At 71.5% G+C, this 14,466-nt stretch carries 14 protein-coding genes; 8 read left to right on the top strand and 6 right to left on the bottom strand.

Annotation, left to right across the window (positions count from 1 at the left end):
* Positions 1–216 precede the first annotated feature (216 nt).
* Positions 217–1,569 (bottom strand): tetratricopeptide repeat protein, encoded by a 1,353-nt coding sequence (locus ACWCQM_RS07785; protein WP_450914403.1) that lies wholly within the window; start codon positions 1,567–1,569, stop codon positions 217–219.
* A 132-nt stretch (positions 1,570–1,701) separates the two neighbouring features.
* On the opposite strand from ACWCQM_RS07785, the gene ACWCQM_RS07780 reads away from it, so the two are divergent.
* The 3 genes from ACWCQM_RS07780 (at position 1,702) to ACWCQM_RS07770 (ending at position 3,970) form a co-directional block, all read left to right on the top strand.
* The gene (locus ACWCQM_RS07780; RefSeq protein WP_450914402.1) at positions 1,702–2,100 is read left to right on the top strand and encodes a hypothetical protein; all 399 of its coding nucleotides are present in this window, start codon (positions 1,702–1,704) and stop codon (positions 2,098–2,100) included.
* Positions 2,101–2,635: 535 nt separating this feature from the next.
* Positions 2,636–3,100: a glycine-rich domain-containing protein gene (locus ACWCQM_RS07775; protein ID WP_450914401.1), complete on the top strand. Its 465-nt coding sequence runs from the start codon at positions 2,636–2,638 to the stop codon at positions 3,098–3,100.
* 156 nt (positions 3,101–3,256) lie between these two features.
* On the top strand, positions 3,257–3,970 hold the full coding sequence (locus ACWCQM_RS07770; protein WP_450914400.1) for a phosphotransferase: 714 nt from the start codon (positions 3,257–3,259) through the stop codon (positions 3,968–3,970).
* A 308-nt stretch (positions 3,971–4,278) separates the two neighbouring features.
* Here ACWCQM_RS07770 and ACWCQM_RS07765 read toward each other — a convergent pair whose 3' ends face one another.
* Entirely contained in the window at positions 4,279–4,842 is a 564-nt protein-coding gene (locus ACWCQM_RS07765; RefSeq protein ID WP_450914399.1) for a Uma2 family endonuclease, read from the bottom strand.
* A 198-nt stretch (positions 4,843–5,040) separates the two neighbouring features.
* Between ACWCQM_RS07765 and ACWCQM_RS07760 the strand changes: the two genes are divergently transcribed.
* Together ACWCQM_RS07760 and ACWCQM_RS07755 are read left to right on the top strand one after the other, a co-directional pair.
* Positions 5,041–5,511: a cation:proton antiporter regulatory subunit gene (locus tag ACWCQM_RS07760; RefSeq protein ID WP_073750468.1), complete on the top strand. Its 471-nt coding sequence runs from the start codon at positions 5,041–5,043 to the stop codon at positions 5,509–5,511.
* 2 nt (positions 5,512–5,513) lie between these two features.
* A complete protein-coding gene (locus tag ACWCQM_RS07755; protein WP_450914398.1) occupies positions 5,514–6,761 on the top strand; it encodes a cation:proton antiporter in 1,248 nt (415 codons plus the stop codon).
* A gap of 36 nt (positions 6,762–6,797) precedes the next feature.
* On the opposite strand, the gene ACWCQM_RS07750 is transcribed toward ACWCQM_RS07755, so the two are convergent.
* Together ACWCQM_RS07750 and ACWCQM_RS07745 are read right to left on the bottom strand one after the other, a co-directional pair.
* Positions 6,798–7,745 (bottom strand): M56 family metallopeptidase, encoded by a 948-nt coding sequence (locus ACWCQM_RS07750; RefSeq protein WP_450914397.1) that lies wholly within the window; start codon positions 7,743–7,745, stop codon positions 6,798–6,800.
* Positions 7,746–7,756: 11 nt separating this feature from the next.
* Positions 7,757–8,209 (bottom strand): BlaI/MecI/CopY family transcriptional regulator, encoded by a 453-nt coding sequence (locus tag ACWCQM_RS07745; protein WP_450914396.1) that lies wholly within the window; start codon positions 8,207–8,209, stop codon positions 7,757–7,759.
* Between the two features lie 137 nt (positions 8,210–8,346).
* Between ACWCQM_RS07745 and ACWCQM_RS07740 the strand changes: the two genes are divergently transcribed.
* Entirely contained in the window at positions 8,347–8,802 is a 456-nt protein-coding gene (locus tag ACWCQM_RS07740; RefSeq protein WP_073750474.1) for a tellurite resistance TerB family protein, read from the top strand.
* A 53-nt stretch (positions 8,803–8,855) separates the two neighbouring features.
* On the opposite strand, the gene ACWCQM_RS07735 is transcribed toward ACWCQM_RS07740, so the two are convergent.
* Complete coding sequence (locus tag ACWCQM_RS07735) at positions 8,856–9,929, bottom strand: PucR family transcriptional regulator (RefSeq protein WP_450914395.1); 1,074 nt, start codon at positions 9,927–9,929, stop codon at positions 8,856–8,858.
* A 295-nt stretch (positions 9,930–10,224) separates the two neighbouring features.
* On the opposite strand from ACWCQM_RS07735, the gene ACWCQM_RS07730 reads away from it, so the two are divergent.
* Positions 10,225–10,863, top strand: a complete 639-nt coding sequence (locus ACWCQM_RS07730) for a hypothetical protein (protein WP_450914394.1) — start codon at positions 10,225–10,227, stop codon at positions 10,861–10,863.
* Positions 10,864–11,007: 144 nt separating this feature from the next.
* Complete coding sequence (locus ACWCQM_RS07725) at positions 11,008–13,020, top strand: NAD-binding protein (RefSeq protein ID WP_450914393.1); 2,013 nt, start codon at positions 11,008–11,010, stop codon at positions 13,018–13,020.
* Positions 13,021–13,069: 49 nt separating this feature from the next.
* Here the strand turns inward: ACWCQM_RS07725 and trpS are convergent, their stop codons facing one another.
* Entirely contained in the window at positions 13,070–14,128 is a 1,059-nt protein-coding gene (gene trpS / locus ACWCQM_RS07720; RefSeq protein WP_450914392.1) for a tryptophan--tRNA ligase, read from the bottom strand.
* Positions 14,129–14,466: the final 338 nt, after the last annotated feature.

Here is a 14,466-nt window from a genome sequence, read left to right as displayed (position 1 = left end):
TGACGGCAGACAGGACGTTCAGGTGCGTGGGGCACCTTGGCGATCTTGAGGTCCCGCCCTACCGGTCAATGCCGTCCACGCCGTGCGCTCCCACTTCACACGTCTCGCCGGAGCCGGAGCCGTACCCGCCCTCGGCGCTCCCGTCCGCATGCACCAACTCGACCACGCTGCCCGACTACCGCCCTGTCGCGATCCCCTGCCAGGGGGTCGGCGGGGCTATTGGCGTACCGGGACGAGATCTGGCCGGAGGTTCACCCGAGCCCGCTCATGGAGCGCTTGGGCCGCCGAATTCCTTATGTGGGGGGCGATGAGCCCCATCATGTTCGTCAAGGCTTTGTCGATACGTTCGGACTGCACCGACGGAAAGTCGTCAAGCACCGCGTTCCATGTGACGCACGCTTGTTCCAAGTGGCCCACTGCAAGCTGGCGTTCGGCAAGGATGGTGCGCTGCTGCACCCGAGTGCGGAGATAGGCGCTGGGACGAAGCCGGTCCGACTGCTCCAACGCCGTGACAGCGCCGTTGGTGTCGCCCAGTTCAAAGCGAACTTGGGCGGTGTGGTAGGCGAGCGCCGCCGGGTCGTACGACCCAAACACACGTCCCCGGGCCTCTGCTCGGTCCATCGCGGCTTCGGCTTCATTCAAGTACATCAGCGCACTCCGGCGGTCCCCGACCAGCGCCGCCGCGTGCGCCTGCTGCCCCGCGAGAAACGCGCGCATACGGGGCCCAGCGGCCGGACTTGCCGCCGCTGCCGCGTCTGCAAGTCGCATGGCAACTGGACCGTGCTTCAGGTCGACCGCCTGGACACTCATCCCGCGCAGCGTGGTGCAGAACGTCAGGTGGTCCTCCGAGGCACCAGCTAGTTCAAGCGCGCGCAGGTAGTACCGCTGGGCGAGCCCTTGCAACCCTTCGTCAACGGCCATGAAACCGGTGAGGTATGAGAGATCCGAAGCGGCGGACATCATGGCCTTGCGCACGTCGTCCGGCCCCTCCGTCCGCAGAAGGGGAGCAACAGTGTTGACCATGAACGCCGCTGCGAGGGGTCGCGCGGTCCGTCCGCCGAACTGGTCGTCCATCTCCGACAGCTTCTCGGTCATGGCGATGACCGATTGCACATCTGAGCGTCCGATCCGGGTGGTCAACCCAAGTTGGGCACGCTCCATTCGCCCCACGACGTCGGGCCACTCCGGCACTGACAGGGCTACGGAGAAGAGGGCCGCCCCGAGCATGCTGCGCCGGGCAGGGTCCATGTCTGCTCTCCCAAGATCAATGAGCCCGTCCGCTGTGCTGGTGGGGTCCTCCTTCCCAGCATTCTGCGGGGCGGGGAACCCCAAGTCCTTCGTGGTGACGGGGCGGCCCAGCCTTCGCGCGAAGGCTTCAACAACGAGCGGCCTCGCATCGTCGCGCGGCACGCTTCCACTGATCCATTGATGCACGGACGGTGCGGTGTACCGCGTCGGGGTCCCGCGTTCTGTCCCGATGCGGTTCACAGCTTGGGCGCACTGACGCAAGGTCCAACCGGCCTCACGTAAGAGGCGTTCTAGCTGGACGTTCGTCCCCTGGATGCTCACGTTCGCCAACTTCCCGTGTGCAGAGGAGTTAAGTGCTTAACGCTCTTAACTCCTGTGTCCCTGCCAAGACTACCGGCGCGCGGTAATCGCACGGTTGCCTAGTGCGACGACAGGTCGACACAGGGGATAGTGATGAAGTTTGACGACGCACCGCCCGTAGGCGCGCTGGTGGTCGACCAGCGGGGCCGGGTCGGGACGTACATGGGCACCGCCGGTCCCCGCTTGATGCTCCGCCCCCTGGGCGGCGGGTGCGAGTGGGAGGCCGAGCCCGGTTCCGTCCGCGCACCGACCCCGGCCGAACGGGAGACCGTCGAGAGAGCCCGCCCGGCCCGTATGGCGGGGGATGCCCCGGTGGCCGCCAAGGCTGGCACGCTCCCGCTGCTCATTCCGCAGGCGTGCCCCCGCTGCGCGCACTGGGCGGACCAGGAAGCGGCTGCGTGGCGTGCGCATGACGCCGAACGTGCAAGCGAATGCGCCACGTTCGCGTATCTGCACCGCGCGGAGACCCGCTGCCCGGAGCCGACGCCGTGAGCGCGCGCACCATGCTTCGGTCCGTTCCCGGGCCCCTCACGCGCGGCGAGCCCGTGGAACTGGTCCTCCGCGACGGAGCCGAGTGGTACGCACTCTCAGCCCGCGCCCTGATCGTTCCGACAATCCGGTCCCCCACTCAGATCCACACCGTTGCCCGCCGCTACGAACAGAAAGGAAACCGTGTCCACCCGCTTCATCCCTCACTCACCCCCACCGTCCGAGGCGCAGTTGCCATGGTCTTCACCTGCCCGCTCCGAACCGGTGGCCGGATGCGCGGAATGCTCCCGCCTGGTCAAGGCTGAGACGGACGCGGAAACCACACGCGACGCTTCCCGCGCCGTGGACGAACGGGTGCGTTTCCGTCGGCACTTGAAGATCGTGCACGCCGATAACAGCGCGCCGGACCCGTCCGAGTGATTCCAAGACTCCCTTGCCTTCCGGCAGGGGCGCCCCGACCTGGGGCACGTTACGACCGCACCGAGCAAGGACGGCGCTCCAGTCAGAGTGCCGGACGCCAAAGCAAGGAAGGGAAGCCATGACCGAGACGACCGCTCACCTGGTCGACCCGCGCGAACTCATCTCTCCGGAGATCCGCGAGAAGATCAGCACCACCGTTCGCGCGCAGCACCCGCAGATCACCGAGGACCGCGCGGACGCCGGCATCGGGCAGATGGCTGCGTTCCTCACGGCATGCGCCACGTCCGACCGGCCACTCAGCCCGTCGCCCGAGGTTGACGACTACTGGCACGCGTTCCTCATGCACACCGAGGACTACGACACATGGTGCGCCGACCGCTTCGGCAAGAAGGTTCACCACAAGCCCGGCTACCTCGACCCCGAGGAGCACGGCGGCGGCAAGATGCTCCGACAGTACGCCGTCGACACCATCACGGAGTTGGGGTTCCTGGTGGATCCCGACTTCTGGCCCGAGATCGAGTTGGCGGAGTGCTCGCAGTGCCACGCCAACTGCTCTGACAGCCCTCTGACCCCCGAGAGCTGACGCTCACCCCTTCACAGCGGGCCGGTGCTCCGGAGAGTCTGGGGCACCGGCCCACGCAGACCGAGAAAGTTCACGACCGTGACCCGTACCCCTTGGGCGGACCTGCCCGCCGCCGCACGCCGCGCCGTTGAAGCCGTCATCGGCCCCGTGCGTTCCGTGACCGAGCCGGATGCCGGAGTCATGTCCGCGTTCGTGGCCCGACTGGACGCCGGGGGCGGCGCGTTCTTCGCCAAGGGGACGCCGACTACCGCCCCCGACGCGTGGACGTATCGCCATGAAGCGCGCGTTATCAAGTACGTGCCCATGGCGCCGCTCCCTAAGTGGGAGACGAACGGCGGCGGGTGGACGTTCTACGGGTACAGCGTGGTGCCCGGTCGGCACGCCGATTTCACGCTCGGCTCTCCCGACCTCGGCCCCGTCGCAGAAGTGCTCACGCTGCTTTCCGGGACCCGGTGGCCGGCCGCCGTCGGCAAACGTCCGTTGCGGGACCGGTTGGCGCCGTTCATCCCCGAGGGGCAGGGGGCGGCGCTCGCCGGCTCGGCACTCGCACACACCGACCTCGGGGAAGGCAACATCCTGGTCGACGGCGGTACCGCTCGTTTGGTCGATTGGGCACTGTCCTGCCCCGGTCCCGCGTGGGCCGATGCCGCCCTGTGGGTTCCCCGGCTCATCGCGGCGGGGCACCAGTTCCGGGAAGCGGACGCCCTTGCCCGGCTGGTGCCCGCCTACGCGAAAGCCGACCCCGCCGCCCTCGGCACGTTCGCCCGCACCATCCGGGCGTTCTGGCAGCACCGCGCCGAGGAAGCCCCGATGCCCCACCGTGCCGTTCTGCTCACTGCGGCGGTCGAGTGGGAAAGCTGCGCCGCGTAGTGCCGAGCGACCGGTGAGGTCTTGGTGGGGGTGCTTTCTTCTGTGTGCTTCGGCGCCCACGCCCCTAGAGAGCCCCGTCCGACAGCCAACGGTGAACGACTGGCGGACGGGGCTCCGTCGTTCCTCAACTCCCCAGGAAAGTGCCCCGTGCCGTCCCACACCCTCTCCGGCGTTGCTGGTGCGGGCGTCATGGATCTCCATGTGCGGGAGGCCATCCCCGCGCGGGAGCAGGGCCGGGCGCCCGGCGCCGAAAACCGTCACGGCGCTCGGCAGGCACATCCGGGGCCCTGACGCCGCCGGAGGCGCCGTCAGGCGGACGGCAGTCCGCTCGTGTCGATGTCCACCTCGAACGGTGCGGGCAGGCGCACCACCGCGCCGAAGGGATGCGGTCCGTCGACGCGGGTGTATCCCAGCCGGCCCGGATCGGAGAACAGCGTCACACTGCCCTCCATCCGGTCGACGAGGAGGTACAGAGGCGCCCCGTACTCCGCGTATCGACGGCGCTTCACCACCCGGTCGGTCTCCGCGTTCGACTCCGAGGTGACCTCCACGACCAGCAGAGTCTGATCCGGGAGCAGCGCGCCCCCGCCCTTCGCGAGCTCCTCCGGCACCACGGCGATGTCCGGGACGTACCAGTTCGACGACCCCGGCAGGTCGAGGTTGCCTGAGCCCTCGACGCAGCCCAGCTCATCGACCCGGTCCTCGATCTGACGGCGGACAAGTCTGGCGGCGCGCTCGTGATCCCAGGTCGGTGACACCGGCTCGATGATCCCCTCGATGATCTGGACGCGATCGCCACGCACATGCTGTACGGCGAACTTGAGGGCACGCTCGGCATCGACGCCCTGGCTGTAGTCAGGCGCGCTCGTCATGAGGCTCCGCTCCCGTCCGGGTCCACGGTGTGGCTGTTCCGACATCATGCCCGTCCGGTACCGCCCCTGACGCCATCCGTCGCCGGTGGGCCCGCCCCGGGGCTCGACAGGCGAATCCAAGGGCCCGTTAGGGTAATGGGCGGATAAAGAGATGATCAAAAGCGTCGCACTGCCGCCGCGCGCTCTCCGGAGGAAGCCATGGGAACCCACCGCACATCGCTGCCAGGAGTCGGCGTCCAGTACGACTACACCACCGAGTCGGGGCAGCACATCTCCGTCGTCGTGCATCACGACGGGCGGCGGTTCCTGGGGTTCTACGAGAAGGACGACCCAGATTCGTGCGTGCTCTCCGTGCCGCTGACCACCACCGAGGCGACCGGGCTCGCGCATCTCATCGACGCCGCGCCGATCGATGCCGTACGGACCGAGGGGATCGACCTGGTCACCGAGCACATCCCGCTCGGGACCCGCTCCCCGTACGGGGGACGGCTGCTCGGGGACACGCGGGCGCGGACCCGGACCGGGGCCTCGATCGTCGCCGTGCTGCGCACGCACAGCGCGCATCCGTCGCCGGGGCCGGACTTCCGGCTCGCCATCGGGGACACGCTCGTCGTCGTCGGAACGCGTGAGGGCGTCGACGCGCTCTCCGAGATCATTGCGGAGGGCTGATCGTGCACGACACGACCGCACTGCTCGTGGAGCTGGGCTCCGTCATCCTGGGCCTCGGGATCATCGGGCGATTCGCCGGACGCATAGGCCTCTCACCGATTCCGCTGTATCTGCTGGCCGGACTCGCGTTCGGTGAGGGCGGGCTGCTGCCGCTCGGTGCCAGCGAGGAGTTCACCGCCATCGGGGCGGAGATCGGCGTCATCCTGCTGCTGCTCCTGCTCGGGCTGGAGTACAGCGCCTCGGAGCTCGTCACCAGTCTCAAGACGCAGTACCCGTCCGGGGCCGTCGACTTCGTGCTGAACGCGACGCCCGGTGCCATCGCCGGTCTGATGCTCGGCTGGGGGCCCGTGGGGGCCGTCGCGCTCGCCGGGGTCACCTGGATCTCGTCGTCCGGCGTGATCGCCAAGGTGATGACCGACATGGGGCGGCTCGGCAACCGGGAGACGCCCGTCATCCTCGGAGTCCTCGTCATCGAGGACCTCGCCATGGCCGTCTATCTGCCGCTGCTCACCGCCATGCTGGCCGGGGTCGGTCTCGCGGGCGGCAGCGTCGCGCTGCTGATCGCGCTCGGGACCGTCGGCTTCGTGCTGTATCTGGCCCTGCGCCACGGGCGGCTCATCAGCCGTGCCGTGTCCTCCGACAACCCGGAGATGCTGCTGCTCGTCGTCCTCGGGCTCACCGTCCTGGTGGCGGGAATCGCCCAGCAGCTCCAGGTGTCCGCGGCCGTCGGCGCGTTCCTCGTCGGCATCGCGCTCTCCGGTGAGGTCGCCGAGGGTGCGCGCAAGCTGCTGACTCCGCTGCGGGATCTCTTCGCCGCCGTCTTCTTCGTGTTCTTCGGGCTGTCCACGGACCCGGCCGAGATCCCGCCGGTGCTGCTTCCGGCGGCGCTGCTGGCGATCGTCACCGTCTTCACGAAAATCGGCACCGGCTGGTACGCCTCCCGGCGCGCGGGCATCGGTCCGCGGGGCCGCTGGCGCGCGGGCGGGACGCTCGTCGCACGCGGGGAGTTCTCGATCGTCATCGCCGGTCTGGCCGTGGCGACCGAGCCGCGCATCGGGCCCATCGCGACCGCGTACGTGCTGATCCTCGTGATCGCCGGGCCGCTCACCGCCCGGTGGACGGAGCCGGTCGCGTCGAAGCTCCAGGCCGCGCTGGCCGGCCGGCGGAAGAAGCCGGTCCCGGTGGCGGACGCTCCGATGCCCTCGCACGACGACCTCACGCCGGAGCACGCCGGGCGCGACTCCGACTGAGCGGGCACCGCGCCGGGCGCACGCGCCCGGCGCGGGTCAGAGCAGCGGTGTCGCCGCGTGCAGGATGCGGACCAGCGTCACCGTCGCGTTGAGCGACGACACCGCCGAGGCGGCCGTCCCCACGGTCGCGATCAGCGCCGCCAGGCCCAGGTGCGCCGAGGCCAGGGGCCGGAGCCCGGCCGAGGGTTCGGGGTCGAGCAGCGCCGCGACCCTGCGCGGGACCGGGCCGGCCGTCGCGAACGCGGGGAGCACGGCGGGCCCGGACGGGCCGTGCGAGAACAGGGCCGCCTTGCCCACGGCCGTGGCGACCGCCCGCCGGCTTCCGACCGTGTACGCCGCCTCCTCGTCCGCCCAGCGTTCGGTGCTGTACGCCACCGCCGTACGCAGGGGCAGGAGGAACGGGTTGGCGCGCGCCGCCAGTTGCGTCACCAGCAGATAGCGGTGGTGCCCGCCCTTCAGATGCGCGCGCTCATGAGCGACGAGCGCACGGCGCTCACGGGCGTCGAGGCACTCCATCATCGCCGTGGAGACGACGACCCGGCCCTCCCGGCGGCGCGTCCCCGGCAGGGCGTACGCGAACGGGTCGGCGGACGGCACCAGCGCGAGGTCGCCGTGGTCCTCGGCGGACAGCAGGGCGCGGTCCGCGCGGAACCGGGTCCTGATGTGCCGGACCAGCGTGCTTCCGCAGGCCGCCAGCACCGCTCCCAGGACGCCGATCGCGACCAGGCCCGACTTCTCCTCGTACGGCACCGCCGCGCGCACCTCGGGGTCCGACCAGCCGTCTGGCAGCGGGTTGCCGGGGAGCTGGGCCGTGCCCACCACCATGAGCAGGGCCAGGCAGAGCGTGCTGCACAGGGCCAGCGTCGTCCCGACCGCGGCCAGCAGCCGGGTGGCGCTCCTCGGGTGCAGATGCTGTTCGGCGAGGCGCGCCATGGGCAGCGCGGTCAGCGGGAGGATCAGGGGAAGGTAGACGAAGACGCCCATCGTGGTGGCTCTCAGCCTTCCCCCGCCGGCCCCTCGGACCCCGCCGGCCCCCCGGGATCGTCCGTCGCCCGGGAGAGCAGCTCGCGCAGCCTGGCCTCGTCCCCCGGGGTGAGCGCGGAGACGAAGCGGGCGAGGACCGCCTCCCTGTCGCGCTCGCCGTCCAGGACGCGGCGCATCCGCAGCGCCGCGAGGCCCGCCTCGTCGGACGCGGAGGTCCACACGTAGGAGCGGCCCTGGCGGGTGCGGGTCACGGCGTTCTTCGCGTAGAGGCGGGAAAGGATCGTGATGACGGTGGTGTAGGCGAGGTCGCCGTCAAGGTGTTCCTGAACCCAGCCGGCCGTCGCGGGGCCGCCCGCCGACCGCAGCACGGTGAGGACCTGGGACTCCAGCTGCCCCTGGCCGCGCCTGGGCAGCCGTGGGCCGTCCGGTGCCCCGTCGTCGTCCGTTGCTCGTGGCCTGTTCATCCGCCGCATCCTACTGAGTACCCGCGCGCGGGCGGGTCGTCCGTCGTACTGCGGGTATCCGCCCACGCTTCTTCTACACAGCTGTAGAGTTCGGATGGTTCCCGCACCACACGCACCGCAACGTATGGAGAGACGACATGGCCCTTTGGGATCGGATCAAGGAATCCGCGTCGACGATGCAGACGCAGCTGGAGGCGAAGAAGAACGACCTGAAGAGCGGGGCGTTCCGGGACGCCAGCATGGCCATGTGCGCCCTGGTCTCCGCGGCCGACGGTTCCATCGACCCGTCCGAGCGGCAGCGCGTCGCCACGCTGATCTCCACCAACGACGTGCTCCAGAACTTCCCGGCGGACGACCTCCAGCGCCGCTTCAACGCCTACGTGGACAAGCTGACCGCGGACTTCGCCTTCGGCAAGGTCAGCGTGCTCCAGGAGATCGCCAAGGCGAAGAAGAAGCCGGCCGAGGCGCGTGCCGTCATCCAGATCGGCATCGTGATCGGCGGCGCCGACGGCGACTTCGACAAGTCGGAGCAGGCCGTCGTGCGGGAGGCGTGCTTCGCGCTCGACCTGCCGCCGCACGAGTTCGACCTCTAAGGGCTGTCCCCGGAGCGTCCGGCCCGGAGCGCGCCCGGGCCGGACGGCGCGCGTCAGAGCTCCTTCGCCGGCCAGTCCAGCAGCCTCGCGCCGATCACCGCGGTCTGGAGCGCGTAGCGGTGCATCGGGTCGGAGGGGTCGGAGCCGGTCAGCTGGTGTATTCGCTCCAGCCTGTACGTCAGCGCGCGCACGCTCAGCGACAGCCGGCGGGCGGTCTCCGCGGCCACGCAGCCCGCGTCGAAGTACTCGGCGAGCGTCCGCAGCAGCGGTTCCGCGCCGCCCCGTGCCCGCTTGAGCGGGCCGAGCTGGCTGCGGACGAGGTCCGCCATCGCCTGTCTGTCCCTGGTCAGCACCGGATAGACCAGCAGATCGTCGGCGTAGAGCACCGGGTCGTCCAGGGCCATCCGCTCGGCCAGGTCGAGGGCGTCGAGGGCCTCGTCGTACGAGTGGACGACGCCGCCGGGGCCACGGTGCGGGCGGCCGACCGCGACCTGCCCCCCGTCCGTCGCGGCGTGCGCCTGCTTCGCGAAGTACCGCAGGACGTCGGGCTGGCTGCCGGGGGCGATGCAGACGAGGCGGCCGTCCTTCGTGGTGAGCAGGATCTTCCGGCCGCTGAAGCGGGCGAGCAGAGCGGCCTCCACACTGCGGGGCACCGGGTCCGACTCGGTGTACGCCTCGGGACCGGCGGCCACCGCGACGGCGTGGGCCCGGGAGAGCCGCAGCCCGAAGCGGGTGGCGCGCTCCGCCAGCCGGCCCAGGTCGCTGCGCCCGTAGAGCAGGTCGTCGATGAACTCCCGCCGCGCCGCCTCCTCCCTCCGCACGGTCAGGCGCTGCGCGCGCTCGAAGCCCTCCGCGAAGGCGTCCACCGCCTGCTCCACCGCGGCCAGCACCGCGTCGGCGCCGGCCCTGCCGGACGCGGAGGCGGAGAGCGGCCACGCGGTGCGGGTGACGGCGAGGTGGAGATTCACCAGGGCCCGCAGCTGGTGCCCGGCCTCCGCGGCCTCCCGGCCGAGCGTGCGCCGCGTCTCCAGTTCGTCCCTGGTCAGCCGGCGGCCGGTGTCCGCCGCCTCGGACAGGATGTGGGCATAGCCCTCCAGGAACCTCTCGGGGATCTCCGGCTCCGCCACGTCTTTCTCCTCCGCCCTCACCAGCACGTCATCCCGTCAACGCACGAGGTCCGGTGCCGGTGCCCGGCAGGGCCGGCCGTCGAAGTCTGCCGGAATGCGGCAGTGCGCCCGGGTGGGCCCGCTGACAGGATCACTTCAGCAGCACACGGGGGAAATCACGGGGGATCACGGGGGAAGGAACCGGTGGCCGCGGGACCGTTCGCGGTCTCGCGTCGCCGGTGCCCCCCCACCCCCGTCCCGCCCGGCACAGCCCGGCCCCCGGCCCGTACACCGGCATCACAGGGGGGTGGACCGGATGAACGAGTTCCTTTCCGCGGCGGTCACCTTCCCCGCCGTCGTCCTCGGCGGCGCGCTGGTCGTCGTCATCTGCTTCTGGCTGCTGGTGCTGGTGGGAGCGGCCGGGCACGACACCTTCGACACCGACCTCGACACCGAGGCGGTCGGCTTCGGCGGGGTCCCGGTCTCCGTGTCGGTGACGCTGTTCGTCGTCCTCTCCTGGTTCGCCGGTCTCACCGGCTCCGTCCTGGTGCTCCGCAGCGGAGCCACCGGCACCGCGCGGGCCGCACTCCACCTCGCCGTCCTGGCGGGTGCGCTTCTGATCGCCTGGGGGGTGGTCCGCATGCTCCTGCGCCGATTCCGCCGGTTCTTCCCCGCGGAACCTCCTCCATCCCGCGCGGACTTCGTGGGCCGGGTCTGCACGATCCGCACGGGCTCCGTCAGCTCCGACTTCGGCCGGGCCGAGGTCGCGGCGGCCGACGGGTCGACCGCGATCGTGCAAGTGAGGCAGGTACGGAGGCCGTCCGTGCCGGACGAGGTGTTCACCTCCGGCAGCACCGGGCTCCTCCACGCGTACGACGCCGACGGCGAGTTCTTCTGGGTCTCGCCGTACGACGCGGAGCTCGCCCCGCGCCCCCTGCCCCGCAAGGCCGTCTGACCCGCTTCCTCGCCGCCGGGCCCCCAGGGGCCCGTGGTTCCGCGTGCCGTCACACGGGCGCGCCCGTCGAAGGTGCGCACGCAGGCACTCGGCGGACCCCTCACGCGGTGATCATTCACACGACCGAACCGGAGGGACCAAGGCATGCTGGGTTCCGTGTCATCACTTCCTCAGCAACCCCAACGCCCCACGATCAGCGGCCACATGGTGGTCTGCGGCGACGACACGCTCGCCCGTCGGCTCGCCGTGGAGCTGCGCTACGTGTACGGGGAGCGGGTCACGCTCCTGCTCCCGCCGGGCCGCGACACCAGCAGGCCGGAGCTGCCGCTGACCCAACGGGCCCGCGCGGGTGCCCTGTTCGGCCGGATGTCGGCGGCGATGAACCGCAACGGCGGGGGCGCCGGAAGCGGGGACGGCGACACGAACGCCGGGGTCGAGGCCGTCCGCATCATGGAGGCGCACGAGCCCTCCGACGAGGTGCTGGAGGAGGCGGGCGTCGACCGGGCCGCCGCGCTCGCGCTCGTCTACGACGACGACGAGCGGAACATCCGGGCCGCGCTGACGGCCCGTCGGCTCAACCCGCGTCTGCGCCTGGTCATCCGGCTCTACAACCGCAAGCTCGGCCAGCACCTGGAGACGCTCCTCGACCAGGCCGCGGCCGTCTCCATGCCCGGTCTCGACCCGGCCGCGCTGGACGCCTCCACCACCGTCCTGTCCGACGCCGACACCGCCGCCCCCGCGCTGGCGGCCACCGCGCTGACCGGCAGCAGCAAGGTCATCCAGGCCGAGGGCCTGCTCCTGCGCGCCGTCGAGCGCACCCCGCCCCGGCCGGGCGAGCTCGCCGACCCCGGCCTGTGCACGCTGGCCCTGCTCTCCGCCACCAGCCAGGACCCGGCCGGCACCGAGGGCTCCGACAGCAGCGGCGACGAAGGGCCGCAGCTGCTGCCCGACCGGGCCACCGTCAACGCGGCGACCGGCCGGGGCACGGTCGTCCTGGAGGCCATCAGCCAGGCCGGGCCCGACCGGGGACCCGCCCGGATGGGAGGCAGGGGCGCGCCGCTCGGCCAGGTCTTCTCGCGCCGGCTGCGCTGGTCGGCGCTGGGGGTCGCGGCGGCCGTGGTCGCCCTCGCCGTCGCCTCGGTGATCACCACGGGGGAGAGCCCGCTGCACGCGGCCTATCTGACCCTGCTGGACCTGCTCGCCATGGGCGACCCCGCCGTGGAGGACACCGACTCGGCGTCCCGCCAGGTCATCCAGCTGCTCTCCGGCATGGCCGGGCTCCTGCTGCTGCCGCTGCTGGTCGCCGCCGTCCTGGAGGCCTTCGGCTCGCTGCGCACCGCTTCCTCGCTGCGCCGCCCGCCGCGCGGACTGTCCGGCCACGTGGTCCTGCTGGGACTCGGCAAGATCGGCACGAGGGTGCTGGTGCGGCTGCGCGAGCTGGACATCCCCGTGGTGGTCGTCGAGGAGGACCCGGAGGCGCGCGGCATCCCGCTGGCCCGCAGCCTGCACGTGCCCACGGTCATCGGCGACGTGACCCAGGAGGGCGTCCTGGAGGCGGCCAAGATCCGCCGCGCCCGCGCACTGCTCGCGCTCACCAGCGTGGACACGACGAACCTCGAAGCCGCGCTGTACGCCCGCTCCGTCAAGCCCGACCTGAGAGTCGCCCTGCGGCTGTACGACGACGAGTTCGCCACCGCCGTCTACCGCACCCTGCGCACGGCGCACCCCCAGGCCCTGACCCGGTCCCGGTCGGTGTCGCATCTGGCCGCCCCGTCGTTCGCGGTCGCCATGATGGGCCGGCAGATCCTCGGCGCGGTCCCGGTCGAGCGCAAGGTGATGCTGTTCGCCGCGCTGGAGGTGGCCGGGCACCCCCAGCTGGAGGGGAGGACCGTCGACCAGGCCTTCCGGGCCGGCGCCTGGCGGATTCTGGCCCTGGACGCCACCCCGCCCGCCGACCGCCTCCCGGACCTGGCCGCCGTACCCCCGTACGACCCCCTCGACCCCTCGGGGCAGGGGACTCCGGACCGCCCGTCCGGGCTGGTCTGGGACCTGCACCCGGGCTACGTGCTGCGGCCGGACGACCGCGTCGTGATCGCAGCGACCCGGCGCGGGCTGGCCGAACTGCTGCGGGGACAGCGGTCCGTGGCCCGGCGCTGAACCACGCCCGGGGCGGTCGGCGCGGCCCTGTCCGGGGGCCGTCTCCCGCCTAGCGGAACATCCCCATCGCCTCCCGGACCTCGCGGAGGGTGGCCTCGGCCACAGCGTTGGCCCGCTCGTTCCCGGTGCGCAGCACGTCGCGCACGTACCCCATGTCCTGGGCGTACTCCGCCCGCCGGGCCCGGATCGGGGCCATGCGGGCGTTGACGGCCTCCGTCACGGTCCGCTTGAGACCCGCGGCACCGCCGTCCCCGATCTCCTCGGCGAGCTCGGACGGGTCGCGGCCGAGACAGAGCGCTGCCAGCAGCACCAGGCTGGACACCCCGGGCCGGCGCTCGGGTTCGTAGGTGATGTGCCGGTCGGCGTCGGTGGTCGCGCTCCTGATCAGCCGGGCGGTCTCGTCCGCGCTCGCCCCGAGGGCGATGGCATTGCCCCGGCTCTTGCTCATCTTGGTGGCGTCGGTGCCCAGCAGCAGGGGCGCGGCGGAGAGCAGCGCGTCGGGTTCGGGGAAGACGGCTCCGTACCGCTCGTTGAAGCGGCGGGCGATGGTGCGGGTGATCTCCAGGTGCGGCAGCTGGTCCTGGCCGACGGGCACGACGTCGCCCTTGCAGAACAGGATGTCGGCGGCCTGGTGCACCGGGTAGGTGTACATGAGTCCGCTGACGGCGGCCTGCCGGGAGTGGGCGATCTCGTCCTTGACGGTGGGGTTGCGGCCGAGTTCTGCGACGGAGACCAGGGAGAGGAACGGCAGCAGCAGCTGGTTGAGGGCGGGGACCGCGCTGTGGTTGAAGACGGTGGCGCGGGCGGGGTCGATCCCGATGGCGAGATAGTCCAGGAGCAGCCCCTCCACGTGCTCGGTGAGGCGCTCGGCGACATCCCGGTCGGTGAGGACCTGGTAGTCGGCGATGAGCACGAAGACGTCCACGCCGAGGTCCTGGAGGCGCACCCGGTTGTGGAGGGTGCCGAAATAGTGCCCGAGGTGCAGGGCCCCGGTGGGCCGGTCGCCCGTGAGGACGCGGAAGCGGCCGGGATCGGCGGCGAGCCGCAGCTCCAGTTCGTCGCTGCGGCGCTGGGCGGGGCCGACGGGCAGGTCGGTGGTCATGGTCACGGGGGTTCTCCTCGGCGGTGGTGTACGCGTGGAGGACGGCCCGTCGTGGGCACCGGGGCAGCAGAAAGGGCCGTCCGAAGATCGAACGGCCCTGGTTCCGCGCAGATGAAGGTGGCCGCTCCTAGGAGGAGCGCCACCAGTTTCGGCACGGGACGGAGGTCATGCGGCGAGTGTAACGCGCAGCCGCCCCGACGCCCTGCGTCCGGCGCGGTCCGAGCCGTGCACGCACAGGCAACGAGCGGGCACGCAATCGCTATCGGACCGCGTCCCCGTCCTCGTAGAACAGGGGTGCGGCCACGGTCGCGCGGGCCCGCCGAAGCAGGCGGAATAGGTGGGGA

Source organism: Streptomyces sp. NPDC002125 (assembly GCF_053593715.1).
This window is presented reverse-complemented; position numbering and strand designations above follow the sequence as displayed.